The following is a 12,897-nucleotide window of genomic DNA, read 5'->3' on the forward strand; positions in this document are numbered from 1 at the left end:
TGGTTTCATCAAGTTAAATTCTGCTTAAAACTTCGCATTTATACCGAAGGTGATCTGGGTTACCGCCGGTGCGATGTTGGAGTTGACGACTCCACCTTCTACACCCTGCTCTCCATCGATAAAGGTTTCAGGGTCAATGCCCGCATGGCGACTTCTGTATTCAGAGAAGATAAACGGTTGCTGAATACTGGTATAAATCCTCAAACTGGACATCTTTAGATTTTCTACGATGGAAGCCGGGAAGGTATACCCCAGATTGATGTTTCGCACTTTTAGGAAGGTACCGTTGAAATACCGCAGCGATGTGGAGTATTTCGGGAATTCCTGGTTCACGTTTGGTCGGGGGTAGTCATTTGTAGGGTTATCGGGTGTCCAATAATCCACATTTAAGTTGTTGTACCGTCCCGCGAGGGCATTGAACCCTCCGGTGTGAAAATCACTACGAATCATGGATCCAAACCTTCCGAATACAAAGAAGGAAAAATCAATCCCCTTGTAGCTGAAGCGGTTGGTAATACCTCCGGAGAAATCCGGAACGGCAGAACCCAAAATCTGACGGTCATCTGCATTGATTTGCCCGTCGTTGTTGATGTCTTCTACCTTAATGATACCGGGTTGGTCGCTGTACACGGCGGCTTCGTCGGCTTCATCCAATTGCCAGATTCCTACTTTGTTCCAATCAAAAAACACCGTCAGCGGCTCTCCGATAAACCTGCCTGCTCCAATATCGTCTCCATCGGCCAACTCCAGGATTTCTTCCCGGTTGCGATTAAAGATGAAGTCAGTCGACCAACGGAAGCCACCTCTATCCACATTGATGGTATTCAAGGTAAGTTCGATACCTCTGTTTTGGGTTTTACCGATGTTGGTGATAAACCCGCCAAATCCCGTAGAATTGGGCAATGGCTGGGGAGCCAACAGGTCGGAGGTGGTCGTCACGTAGTATTCCAAACTACCCGAAACCCTGCCTTGAGAAAAGGCGAAATCCAAACCGGCGTTGGCCGTGGTAGAGGTTTCCCACCTCAAATCGGGATTACCGATGGTATTTGGTCGGTATCCGAAAGCGGCATCCCCACCAAACTCATAGGCCGTCCTGGCCAGCAAGGGCTGGGTCTGATAAGGATCGATACCCTGGTTACCAATGGAACCGTAGCTGGTTCGGATCTTCAGTTGATCCAGAAATTCGCTTCCGGAGAGAAATTCTTCGTCTCCGATGTTCCAGCCCACCGCTACGGAAGGGAAGTACCCGTATCGGTTATTTTCCCCGAATCGGGAAGAGCCATCCGCTCGAATGGTACCGGTCACAAGAATTTTGCCTTTGTAGTCGTAATTCAAACGGCCCATAAAAGACATCAGCGTCCACTGAATCAGGTTGGTGTTGGCACCGGTAATCTGGCTGGCATCTCCCAAACGGTGGAAAAGCTGGCTTTCTGCCGGAATTCCCAACACGTTGATATTGGTAAACTCCCGATTGTCTCGCTGCAGGGATTGCAGTCCGGTAAACTGGAAGGTGTGTGCCTCATTCAGTGTTTTGGTGTAATTGATGATGTTTTCCAAGGTGTAGTTGACTTGAAACTCTTCGCTTACACTTCCGGTAGGATCGCCACCTCTTCGGGCATTGGTCTGAGAGCCGATGAACCTGCCGCTTCTTCGGATGGTGATGTCAGGTCCGAAGTTTACCCGGTAGCTCAAGCCAGGCGCGATGTCCCAAAGCGCGTAAATACTGTTAAAGATCCGGTATCGTTTGGTAAGGTCCTCGTGAGCACCCGGTACAATTTCTGCAAGCGGGTTGGTTCTTAAACCGTCGTTGGTCGGTTGAAAATTGATTGATCCATCGTCATTGAATGTTTTTCCAAGTGGATTCTCTTGCAGCGCACCTCCGATGGGGTTGAAATTTTCTCCGTTTCGCTCGCTGTAGGTAAACAGGGTAGAAGTTCCGATTCGGAATTTATCGTTCAGTTTGTGATCGATATTGGCACGGAAGGAATACCTGCTGAAATCCTGGCTTTTTACCACGCCTACATCCCGGAAAAGGTTTCCGGAAATGAAGAAAGTGGTGTTTTGGCTACCACCCGAAACGCTAACCTGATGGCTCTGAATATTGCCAGTACGGGTCAGCGCATCGATGTAATCGAAACTTCTTCCAAGACGGATGCTCTCCAATTCGTTGGGTTCAAAAAGACCTTCGTCGGCTTCTTGCGTGGCGGGACCCTCGGGGTATTCGCCCACAGCCCGTCGGGACTCGCGCTTGTACTCGGCAAATTCCTCACCGTTAAAATTTTCTATTCTGCCAAGGCTTTGGTTGACACCGTAGTACGAATCTACAGAAACCACCGTTTTGCCCACTTCACCACGCTTGGTTGTGATCAAAACCACACCATTGGCACCCCGGGATCCATAAATTGCGGTGGCCGAGGCATCCTTCAATACCTCCATGGAGACGATGTCTTGTGGGTTGATGTCATTGATTCCACCAGCGATGGGTATGTTATCGACCACATACAAGGGGTCGTTGCCAGCATTGAAGGATCGCCTTCCCCGGATCCGAACCTGAGGAGCGGATCCCGGTTTGCTTCCCGCCTGAGTCACGTCTACACCGGTTGCTCTTCCCTGCAGGGCCTGTCGGGCATCCACGATTGGTTGCTCGGCAATTTCCTTGCTACCAACGGAGGAAATCGCTCCGGTTAGCTGACTTTTCCGGGTAGTTCCGTAGCCGACCACGACCACTTCATCCAGGTCAGAGACATCCGGATTTAGTTGGACATTGATTTGGGATTGATTGCCGATAGCAATTTCTTTGGGGCTGTATCCGATAAAGGAAAACACCAGGGTGGCGCCAGCGGGTGCGGAGATGGTATAGTTTCCATCCAGATCGGCTGCAACTCCGGTAGAGGTGCCTTTGACCAATACGGAAGCGCCAGGGATGGCCATTTCATTTTCATCTGTTATCTGCCCCCGAACCTGCACGTCTTGTGCCTGAGTCAGGTGGGTGCCGATAACCATCAGGAGCAAAAGGAGCCCCGTTTTCAAGTAATTTCTTGAGGTCATAATTTTCGGTTTGATGTTAATTGTGATGTTAATTTTTAAAGGCAATATTTCCTTTTATCAATAAATTCTTTCAGTTAAAATTTAGTTTTTTACATATGTTTCATTTTTTTGATGTATCGGATTTATTGAATTTTAAGAGTCCAAAAATATTGATATAAATTAAGAAAAAATTTTTTTCTGAAAGAAAGATGCAATCGGTTGCTCTTATTTACACGAGCGGTAAAAAATAGGTATAAAGTAACGTTTGCTGGTGGTAATTGAAAAAATATCAATTTTATCGTAAAGAATCAGTTTATCTAAATATTTAATAATTCAATGAAAATACTTTATTAATTTGGTGAAAAAATTGTAAATAAACTGACTTTTTAATAATGGTATTTGGGAAAAGCTCCGCCTTCTCATTCTTTGCCAGACCCAGGCCCCGTTGGAGGGCCTGGTATTTCTGTAACTTTTTTGCCAGCCCTTGTGGATAGCGGATGGCGGCGCTTGCGGCTACCAAGGTGTACAAAGCTGGGGAAGGGGTATTTGCGATAACAAAAAATCACGGCTCACCAAATAGGTAGCCGTGATTTTCTGTAGGCGGGAGACGAAGAATTAATTCAGTTCCCGGATTTTTATATTTTTGTAGTGAACCTCGTCACCGTGGTCTTGAAGCAGAATGTGTCCTTCCTCGGCTTCGCCAAAATTATCCCATTTTTGGTACTTACTGTCTGCCACCAACTCCCGGTACGCATCGGAACCGCGGGTATAGCTCAGCACTTTGAGTCCATTGATGTAGTGTTCGACGGTATTGTCCGGATGGACGACCACCCGCCCCTTGTTCCACTCGCCGATGGGCCGTACGAATCGGGACTGCTTATCTGCTTTAATCAGGTCGTAAAGCGAGGCGAGGGTTCGGTTGCCGTCTTTTCCCTGCTTGGCATCGGGGTGCCTTTCGTCATCCAAAATCTGGTATTCCAGTCCAATGGCTGATCCGGAATTGTTTTCGTTTAAGGTTACGAAATATTTCACACCGCTATTGGCCCCTTCGGTCAATTTGAAATCAAAAGCCAGGTCAAAAGCACTGTATTTGTCCACCGTTACGATGTCCCCGGCGTTTGCCGATTCCCTTCCATCTTTGGCTTCAATTGTAAGGACGCCGTCGTTGATGGTCCATCCACCCTCTGGAAAGTTTTCGGCGCGGGCACTTCTCCATCCTTCGCTGGTTTTTCCGTCAAATAGCAATTTCCAGCCGATCTCTTTTTCATAAGGAGTAAGCTCGTTATTCAAGGTACTGACGACGAATACATCATTCTCGAAGGGTGTGGGGGTAAGGTTTTCTGTTTTGATCCGGATGTTTCGGAAATAGGTTTTCTTCCCGGCATTTTCGGGGTTGTTTCCAATGCCATGTACCTGAAGCCCGATAAATCCAGATCGGTCCATTTCATCCACGAGGTACGCTACTTCTTGTCCGTTGACCCAGGTTTTCAGGGTATTGCCAATGAACTCGATGCGGTAGGTATTGAACTCACCCAATTTAAAAGCGCTGCGCGCATCCGGATTGTAGGTAAGGGGATACAACCAGCCGCGGCGGGCTTCGTCGTAGATTCCGCCCGACCAGGCTCTTTCTTTTGGGTCGCATTCTACCTGGTAACCAAAGACCCTTCCTTTTCCGTCATTGGCATCGGGATTGTGCTGGCCCCGGGCCATCACTCCGGAATTGCTAGATTCATCGTCTACACGAATGTCAAGTTCCAGGATAAAGTCCTCGTACGTCTGATCGGTTACCAAAAAGGTATTGGGTGTATTGGCTACAGCGGACCCGACGATCACGCCGTCTTCTACCGTGAATTCGGCCGCTCCGTCTAATTGATGCCATCCATCCAGGGTTTCCCCATCAAATAAATTGGTCCAGCCCTCTTTCGTCTCGACCGTGGGCTTTCCACAGGCTGCAAGAAGAATAAAAGCCAGGGCAAAAAGGCTTAGGTGTTGTTTGTTCATGATATCGGTTATTTTTACGAATGTGTTAATGATTCATCCAACTTTGGAGTAGATGCAGCGATGTGCAACGTGTAAAGATAAACATTATCTGACGAATATTTAAAAAAAATACGCAATCGATTGCACAAGTGCGACGAAAGGCGGTTTACGTTTCAACTCCCCGGCGAAGGGAGAATCTCCGTCTTCCGGTCGGAGATTGCGTAAAAAGTTTGTTAATTTTAACGAAACGTACCTGCGGATCCCCGATGATCCTTTTTTCTGGTCGCGGGAAATGGGATGGCTGCGCGGACTATTCGGTAGGGGCGGATTTTTATTTTAGTTTCGCAACCATGCAAGGAGTATTTGATTATTGGGAGTTTCTGGCTGGAATAGGCTTATTTCTTTGGGGGATGAGCCAGGTGGAGCAGGGGCTCAAAGGATTGGCAGGGAATTCCTTTAAGGACCTGCTTCACCGGTACACAAACAAGCCCTGGAAGGGAATTGTAGCGGGTACCCTGGTCACGGCGATTCTTCAAAGCAGTTCCCTCGTCACCCTGATGGTACTGGCTTTTTTGGGAGGGGGGATGATTCATCTCAGAAATGCTCTGGGGGTGGTATTGGGAGCCAATATGGGGACCACATTTACGGCCTGGATTGTGGCTACCTTTGGGTTCAAGCTAAGCGTGGCCGATTTTGCCTTTCCTTTTCTGGCAATCGGCGTTATGACGTATTTATTCACCAATAGCCGGCCCTTCTTGAAATACGTGGGGATCTTTTTGCTGGGCTTTGGCCTGCTGTTTTTGGGATTGGATTACATGAAGGTATCCATTGATACCTATGCCGCGGCCGTGGATCTGAGCACTTTTGGGGAATACGGCCGCTGGCGGTTCCTGCTGTTAGGCATCCTGATTACGGCCATGATCCAATCCAGTTCGGCGATGATCGTCATCGTCCTGAGTGCCATCAACGCCGGACTGATCGGTACCGACCATGCCCTGGCGATGATTATTGGTGCGAACATCGGTACCACCTTTACGCTGGTTCTCGGGGCGGTCGGGGGCACCGCGGATAAGAAAAGACTCGCCCTGGCTAACTTCATGTTTAATGGTATTGTGGGGGTCCTTTGTTTTTTCTGGATTGACGAACTGATTCTACTGAGCATTCGGGTCTTTCAGCTTACGGACCCGCTATTCGAATTGGTGTTATTGAATTCCCTGATAAACGGACTGATGATCCTGGGCTTTTACCCATTTTTATTGCCTTTAGAGGCATGGCTGAAAAGAAGGTTTCGTTCGGATATCCCCAAAGGCAAGTCGCAATTCGTTAAGAATATCAGTACCGAAATTCCTTCCGTAGCCCTGATTGCCCTGCGAAAAGAAATGGATGGGGTTCTTCAGAATACCTTGAAATTGGTCTGGAAAATCGTGCACAAGCACAAGGGGCCCAGGAAGGACGCGTCTGTCTGGCGTAAAATAACCTTTCAACCCAAGGACTTGCTGCTTGACTACCAGCAACTGAAAAACCTGGAGGAGGAGCTGTTTGAATTTGCCCTGCGGCTGCAAGCCGAAAACCTGCGTGCGGAGGAGGCAAATCGCCTGTCCGATTTGTCCCAAACCCTGCGTTTTTTGGTAGTAGGCGCCAAGGAGTTTAAAGATATCGTTCATAACTTGAAGGAAATGGAGGATGCCACCGAGCCTTTTGTTGCAGAAGTGTTGGCCGACCTGCAGGAGGAAGTAAAAGATTTTTTGACTGTATTCGAAGAATATCAGGCACTTGCGGAAACAGATACACCTACCCTGCAGGCGGTGGAAGAAAAACTTAAAGCCACCTATTCCGAAAAGATTCATTCCCTGTACAGTCAGCTGCGTACCAAAAAGACCGATGTGCCTGTGTCTACGCTTGCCAATGTCATTCAGCAGGTTTTTTCCGGCCTGGGATTGATTTGGAAAGGCATTGGCTCTATGCAGAAAGAAGTTCCAGAGGAAACGGCGGAAGTTCGATAGGTAGCCGTTCGGGGTGGGGTTTTCTACGGCCCATGGCGATGGAAAACCTTTATCGCCAAAACATATTACCCCGCATTATTTTCGGCCGGAAGTGGCGGTTGCGAAGAATTACAATGGACCCGTTGCCTAGGCAATGCCGTATTGCTTATTTTGGCGAGGGTACGTTTCCGGACCATTCGAACGCTCCGGTAGTCAAATTTTTTTAACGGTCAGGCAGAGTTTCTTTATTGGTTTGTGGCCTGGACCTTTTACCGGATTTTCATGGAGTATAGGTTTATTTTATTACTTTTGGCTTGCTTTTCCTGGCCCGTCCCCAACAGCGAACAGGTAATGGCAGGTACTACCGATCACTACTATTTTGTGTCGAATGAAGCTTGTTGGCAAATGAACGTATCGTTACTCTACAAGATTGCTTTATGGACAAGTTCGCTGGGAGTAATCGCCTTAATTTCGGACTTTGGGTATTCCCAAAACGAATTTTCTCAGCGATTTCTCGACGGCTTTTACTTTGTGGTATTGGGGATTGGGGTGGTTTCCACGGCAGTTCGGTACATCGAAAATTACAAATTGATCGCGCGAAAAGTCTTTATTTTCGATTTTTTGTCCGTTTGCTTCACACTGTGGGTGTTTTACCTCTTTCTTTTCGTGGGTGTTCCGTTCGAGACGGATTTGTTGCTAGAAAATCCTATCTGGGTGCGAATCGCGGTTTTTACGACCTTTATTCGGGAATTTTCAGAAGTAAAGTTCAATTATAAGCGAACCGTTTTGAATCCTGCCCAACTTTTTGTGGCGAGTTTTCTTTTCATAATTCTGTTGGGCACCTTGCTGCTAATGTTACCCAGAGCTACTCATGAGGGGATTTCGTTTATTGACGCCCTATTTACGTCCACCAGTGCGGTTTGTGTAACGGGTCTGATCGTCGTGGATACCGGTAGTTACTTTACAGATTTTGGGCAAATCATCATCATGCTACTTATCCAAATCGGAGGATTGGGGATTCTGACCTTTGCCAGTTATTTCAGCTATTTTTTCCGGGGGGGCTCCACCTACGAAAACAAACTTGCCCTGCGGGATATCACGAGTTCGAAGACTATTGGGAATGTCTTTTCCACGCTCAAATACATCATCTTCATCACGTTTAGTATTGAATTGCTCTCGGGATTACTTATCTACAGCAGTTTGGATAGGGGTTCCTTTGCCTCCCAATACGAACGCGTATTTTTTTCGGTTTTTCATGCAATTTCGGCATTTTGCAATGCCGGGTTTTCGACCTTATCCAATAGCTTGTATGAAAGTGAATTTCGATTCAACTACGCGTTACAGCTTACGGTTATACTTTCTTTCGTATTGGGAGGACTGGGTTTCCCGATCGTGGCCAATATCGTTAATTACAGCAACTACCGGCTGCGTAAACTTTTCTCTTTCGGAAGAAATAAGGTGGGCTACCGCCCCTGGGTGTTGAATCTAAATAGTCGAATAACATTAATCACAACCTTTTCCATCACGGCAATCGCTTTCGTTGCTTTTTTTGTGCTGGAATACAACAACACCCTGGCGGAGCACCGAGGCCTGGGGAAGGTAGTAACGGCGCTTTTTGGAGCCACTACTCCCCGTACTGCAGGCTTTAATTCCATTGATACCGCTTCCATGCTTTTTCCTACCACGATGATGGTTTTTTTGCTAATGTGGATCGGCGCGTCGCCTGCGTCTACAGGCGGAGGGATCAAAACCAGTACCTTTGCCATTGCCACATTGAATATCCTTAGTTTGGCGAAGGGCAAGGATCGAATCGAAGTGTTTGGCCGGGAGATTGCAGCCATTTCCGTTCGCCGGTCCTTTGCCATCATTTCGCTCTCCTTATTGGTCATTGGTTTGGGCATCATGCTTATTTCTATCTTTGAAACCGATAAAGACCTGATGGACATTGGATTTGAGTGTTTTTCGGCATACAGCACCGTTGGCCTCAGTCTTGGGATTACGGGAAAACTTGTGAATGAAAGCAAGCTTATTCTGATCGTTATCATGTTTGTTGGACGGGTGAGCATGCTGACCATTGTCATTGCGGTATTCAGAAAAGTGCGAAGAAAAAATTATCGGTATCCGACCGAAGAAATAACGATTAACTAAAAGTTAGATCCATGAAATTTATCATCGTAGGACTTGGGAATTTTGGTGCATCCCTTGCACAAAAATTGACCGCTCAGGGCAATGAGGTAATCGGCATCGACACCCGAATGGAAAAGGTGGACCTGTACAAGGAAAAGATATCGCATACCATTTGCATGGACGCCACGGAAGAATTCACGGTTTCCGGTTTGCCGCTGGAGGATACAGACGTGGTGATCGTTGCGATCGGTGAAGAGCAGGGTTCCAATATCATGGCCACAGCCCTCTTTAAAAACATGCAGGTAAAGCGGCTGATCAGCCGAGCGATCAATCCACTTCACGAAAAGGTGTTGGTGGCCATAGGCGTGGACGAAATCGTGCATCCGGAAGAAGAAACCGCCGAACGATGGGCCAAAAAACTTTGCCTGAAAAACGTGGTCGATTCCTTCGAGCTTAGCGAGGATTTTAGTATCATCGAAGCCAATGTCCCCAAGGAATGCGTAGGAAAAACCATACGCGAAGTCGGGTTTCGACTAACCTACAACTTGCTCGTACTGACCATCATGAAAAAAACGGAGGTAAAGAGTGTGCTCGGTAAAAGCCGTACGGAATTCAGAATTCAGGGAATTGCCAGGGCAGACCAAACGCTCGAAGCATCCGACATCCTGGTATTGTACGGAGCAAACGACGACCTGCAAGAGTTTTTAAGACAGTAGTAAAGACCGGTTGCCTGATTCCTCGTCCTAACGGTCACTCTTCCTGCCAGTCTGCGCATCCGGTGAAGGGTTTTTCCGGCCTGGGATTGATTGGGGAATACATCGGTCAATGCGGAAGGAATGGGCTGCTGAGGGAGAATCATAACGTATGCCTTGGCGAAGTTTGTACGCGTTTTCCGTGTAAAAAACACCTGAAAATCAGCCTTTTTGCATGCGCGTACGTATAACAAATCAAAACCAAACTAACCCCCCTAAGCCATGACCCGATTCCTGTCTCTTTTTTTCGTCATTTCTTTTACTTCGGCGGCTGCATTCGGCCAGTCGCCATGGATCGTCAAATCCTTCCCAAACGCATCGAATTCAGTGCCTTCGTTTTCGGATTTCGGATCTTCAACGAGCAAGGCTGTCGGCAATGACTTTTTGACTGACCACACCCTTACACAGTTTACCAACAAAGACCCATTTGGATGGAATGATTTCAACAAAGGCACCAGATTGGTCTTGCCCGTGAAAGTGGCCCGGGCCCAGTGGAACATGCCCATCGTGGACCTGTCAAAGGGATTCTCTTCCAAGCTACCCATAAAAAGTTCTTTTGGGGATTTTTCTTCCCGCATGCCGATCGTTGGCGAAAAGCTCGCGCTGCCTGAATCTGGCCGCCGGTACCTTTTCGAAGGTACTCCTCTGCCGTTGCCCGGTGGTCCTGGCGGTGCATCTGTTTTTATGCCAGGACGGTGAATGCCTGGCAAACACTCACATGGACGCCGAAAGTGACCGCGAAAAAGCATTGGCAATCGGTTTAAGCGGCCCAATCCATGTATCCCGAAACAGATTCTCCTAGAAGCACTTGGTGTCGCTCAGAGGAAAGCGGATAAGACGGCCCATGTGCACGCAAGTACCTACGGGAATTTCAAGCCGTTATGCCGGACAAACGTTTCGCTGTTCCGAATACAAGGCTACCTTAACGGTCTTTCCTGAAAAACGAATGTTTTTTTCGTTTCAGGTTTTTCAGCTACAGAGGTGTTGGAAATCGATCGTTTTCCACATTTTTTCTTTCGGTTAATTCCCAAGTTTGCATCTTTTTCACGAACTTACCCTCGTGGGCACCTACCGATAATCCTTGATTTACAATGGGATCGTCGGCAGGTGCCGTGAAATTATTGGCAGAAACTGCAAAAAAAGGCAAAATATGCTCATTCTATCATTAAATATCTTCCTTGTAGCTAAATGGAATCCCGTTATGGTCGTAAGAATTAAGCAAAGAATCACATTTTTCCTTTTTTTACTGTTGGCTTCGGCTGGAGTCACCCGGGTTCATGCCCAGGCAACTGATCCGGAAACCCGGCTAGCCGAAATGGGAATAACGCTGGCCGAGCCGGCGGCACCTACGGCCAATTTTGTGTTGGCCGTGCAAACCGGAAACCTGATTTTCCTTTCGGGGCATGGGCCCATGCAGGAAAATGGGGAATACATGAGCGGAAAAGTGGGCGAAGAACTGGATCTGACCCAGGCTGCCGCTGCGGCGCGGCTTACCGGCATATCCCTACTTACCTCCTTAAAAGCGCAGATTGGCTCATTAAATCGGGTAAAGCGTATCGTAAAAGTCCTGGGCATGGTAAATGCGGTTCCTGATTTTACGCAGCATCCACAGGTGATGAATGGTTTTTCCGACTTTATGGTGGAGGTTTTCGGTGAAAAAGGCAAACATGCCCGATCCGCCGTAGGAATGGGATCCTTGCCATTCAACATACCGGTAGAAATCGAAATGATTGTGGAACTGCACGGGGAATAACGAGGCGGCATTTATGAATAAAGCATGAACCTCAAAGGAAAAGGACGATATACCTACCTGCTTGTTGGCGCGCTGTTGTTGTTTGTTGTAGCGCTGTTGATGCTGGCTATGCGCAACACCTCGCACATTGGTTCGGTGTTGATCGCATGCTTTCTTTGTGCTTCCTTGGGTGTCAGGGGATTTCAGGCCACCAAAGGCCTTTCGTTTACCCTGCTGATACTGGCGGTAGTGACCACGGCTTTGAGTTACCCGGAGTATTTTTTAGAAATGAATGGGTTTGAGTTGGCAGAGTTGATTACGCCGTTGATACAGTTGATCATGTTTGGGATGGGAACGTCGATGGGCCTAAGGGATTTTATCGCCCTGGCGAAGGCTCCCAAATCCGTTTTGGTGGGCGTCGTTGCGCAGTTTTCATTGATGCCTTTGATCGCCTTTTTCCTGGCCTCGGTAAGTGGGTTTTCTTCCGAGATTTCAGCCGGATTGATTTTGTTGGGTTGCGCACCGGTATCGGTGGCTTCTCCCGTGATGGCTTACCTGGCCAGAGCCAATGTGGCGCTTTGCATCACCATTGTATCGGTTACCACCCTTTTGGCGCCCCTGGTAATACCCCTTCTTATGAAGGTATATGCGGGCGGCTTTATTCCCATAGCCGTTGTTGACATGATGTGGGGCATTGTCAAAATGGTGCTGTTGCCAATCGGCGCCGGACTGCTGTTCAATAAATTTTTACACGGGCGGGCCAGATGGCTGGACGCTTCCATGCCGCTGGTATCCATGGGGGGCATTGCATTGATCGTGGCGATCATCATGGCGGCAGGTAGGGAGAGCCTGTTGAGCATGGGGTTGCTACTGGTAGGAGCGGTTCTGTTGTTAAACCTGGCGGGCTACCTGGCTGCCTATTGGATGGCCCGGCTTTTCCGATTGCAGGAGCAAGATTGTCGGACCATCTCCATTACTACGGGAATGCAGAACGCCGGCCTTGTTTCCGGCATTGCCAAAGAAATGGGCAAGATCGCAACGGTGGGATTGGCCTCAGCGGTGTGTGGCCCGTTGATGGGATTTACTTCCTCGGTCCTGGCCTCTTATTGGAGTGGTAAAAAAACCGAAAACCTGCTTGCCAATGATGCTGTGGCAGACAAAAAATATTCGTATCAATCCATGGAAAAGGTAAAGGATAAGGAATGACCGCAGGAAAAGCCTGCTGAATTCGCAGATTAACGTAAATCTTAGTCGATATGATCAACCTGCAGCGTAACGAATAAAAAATGTAACGAAT

The 12,897-nt window shown here is 47.9% G+C and carries 8 protein-coding genes; 5 read left to right on the top strand and 3 right to left on the bottom strand.

Annotated features, from left to right (window positions below; all coding sequences use genetic code 11):
- Positions 1-24 precede the first annotated feature (24 nt).
- Together BMW71_RS13715 and BMW71_RS13725 are read right to left on the bottom strand one after the other, a co-directional pair.
- The gene (locus BMW71_RS13715) at positions 25-3,048 is read right to left on the bottom strand and encodes a SusC/RagA family TonB-linked outer membrane protein (RefSeq protein WP_092176029.1); all 3,024 of its coding nucleotides are present in this window, start codon (positions 3,046-3,048) and stop codon (positions 25-27) included.
- A 594-nt stretch (positions 3,049-3,642) separates the two neighbouring features.
- Positions 3,643-5,028, bottom strand: a complete 1,386-nt coding sequence (locus tag BMW71_RS13725) for a 3-keto-disaccharide hydrolase (RefSeq protein WP_092175072.1) — start codon at positions 5,026-5,028, stop codon at positions 3,643-3,645.
- 329 nt (positions 5,029-5,357) lie between these two features.
- Here BMW71_RS13725 and BMW71_RS13730 point away from each other — a divergent pair, with 329 nt between their 5' ends.
- The 3 genes from BMW71_RS13730 to BMW71_RS13740 all read left to right on the top strand — a co-directional run bounded on the left by BMW71_RS13730 (position 5,358) and on the right by BMW71_RS13740 (position 9,832).
- On the top strand, positions 5,358-7,010 hold the full coding sequence (locus BMW71_RS13730; RefSeq protein WP_177179647.1) for a Na/Pi cotransporter family protein: 1,653 nt from the start codon (positions 5,358-5,360) through the stop codon (positions 7,008-7,010).
- A 261-nt stretch (positions 7,011-7,271) separates the two neighbouring features.
- Positions 7,272-9,137: a TrkH family potassium uptake protein gene (locus BMW71_RS13735; RefSeq protein WP_244891176.1), complete on the top strand. Its 1,866-nt coding sequence runs from the start codon at positions 7,272-7,274 to the stop codon at positions 9,135-9,137.
- Positions 9,138-9,148: 11 nt separating this feature from the next.
- Positions 9,149-9,832, top strand: a complete 684-nt coding sequence (locus BMW71_RS13740; protein WP_092175077.1) for a potassium channel family protein — start codon at positions 9,149-9,151, stop codon at positions 9,830-9,832.
- 251 nt (positions 9,833-10,083) lie between these two features.
- On the opposite strand, the gene BMW71_RS13745 is transcribed toward BMW71_RS13740, so the two are convergent.
- Positions 10,084-10,413 (bottom strand): hypothetical protein, encoded by a 330-nt coding sequence (locus BMW71_RS13745; RefSeq protein ID WP_143057627.1) that lies wholly within the window; start codon positions 10,411-10,413, stop codon positions 10,084-10,086.
- Between the two features lie 656 nt (positions 10,414-11,069).
- Here BMW71_RS13745 and BMW71_RS13755 point away from each other — a divergent pair.
- Positions 11,070-11,621 (top strand): RidA family protein, encoded by a 552-nt coding sequence (locus BMW71_RS13755; protein WP_092175085.1) that lies wholly within the window; start codon positions 11,070-11,072, stop codon positions 11,619-11,621.
- A gap of 24 nt (positions 11,622-11,645) precedes the next feature.
- The gene (locus tag BMW71_RS13760) at positions 11,646-12,806 is read left to right on the top strand and encodes a bile acid:sodium symporter family protein (protein ID WP_092175088.1); all 1,161 of its coding nucleotides are present in this window, start codon (positions 11,646-11,648) and stop codon (positions 12,804-12,806) included.
- The last annotated feature ends 91 nt before the right edge of the window (positions 12,807-12,897 follow it).

This window comes from Cyclobacterium xiamenense (genome assembly GCF_900109255.1).
In the GTDB taxonomy this organism is placed as follows: domain Bacteria; phylum Bacteroidota; class Bacteroidia; order Cytophagales; family Cyclobacteriaceae; genus Cyclobacterium; species Cyclobacterium xiamenense.